General features: G+C 69.6%; 1 protein-coding gene and 1 pseudogene. Both read left to right on the top strand.

From position 1 onward, the window contains the following. Nucleotides 1-564, top strand: a 564-nt coding sequence (locus ABD709_RS21390; protein ID WP_425575219.1) for an alanine dehydrogenase, incomplete at its 5' end; no start/stop codon positions are given. Continuing rightward, nucleotides 561-744, top strand: a pseudogene (locus tag ABD709_RS21385) (pyridoxal 5'-phosphate synthase lyase subunit PdxS); the annotation flags it as partial. The gene ABD709_RS21390 and the pseudogene ABD709_RS21385, both read left to right, overlap by 4 nt.

Genomic DNA, 744 nt, shown 5'->3' with positions numbered 1-744 from the left:
AACATCGCGCTCGGCATGGGTGCGGACGTGACCCTGCTCGACACCGACCTGGACAAGCTGCGGATGTCGTTCTGGCGCTACAACAACCGCGTCCACGGCCTGGCGTCCTCGAAGCTGGCGATCGAGCAGCAGGTCACGGAGGCCGACCTGGTCATCGGCGCGGTGCTGATCCCCGGAGCCGCGGCGCCGAAGCTGGTGACCAACGACCTGGTGGCACGCATGAAGCCCGGCTCCGTGCTGGTCGACATCGCCATCGACCAGGGCGGCTGCTTCGAGGACTCCCACGCCACCACGCACGCCGACCCGACCTACCAGGTCCACCAGTCGATCTTCTACTGCGTGGCGAACATGCCCGGCGCGGTGCCGAACACCTCGACCTACGCCCTGACCAACGCCACGCTGCCCTACACAGTCGCGCTCGCCGACAAGGGCTGGGCCCGGGCCTGCCGCGACGACCACTCCCTCGCGCTCGGGCTCAACACCCACGCCGGGCGGCTCACCAACGCCCCCGTCGGCGAGGCCGTCGGCATCGACGCGGTGTCGGTCGACGAGGCTCTCGCGTGACGGTCGCGGGCACTCTCCGCGTCAAGCGGGGCATGGCCGAGATGCTCAAGGGTGGTGTGATCATGGATGTGGTCACCCCTGAGCAGGCCAAGATCGCCGAGGACGCTGGTGCGGTCGCGGTGATGGCGCTGGAGCGGGTGCCGGCCGACATCCGGGCCCAGGGTGGGGTCTCGCGGATGA

The organism is Nocardioides panacisoli (assembly GCF_039537325.1).
In the GTDB taxonomy this organism is placed as follows: domain Bacteria; phylum Actinomycetota; class Actinomycetes; order Propionibacteriales; family Nocardioidaceae; genus Nocardioides; species Nocardioides panacisoli.
Note: the sequence above shows the minus strand (reverse complement) of the source record. Positions and strands in the feature narration are given on the sequence as shown.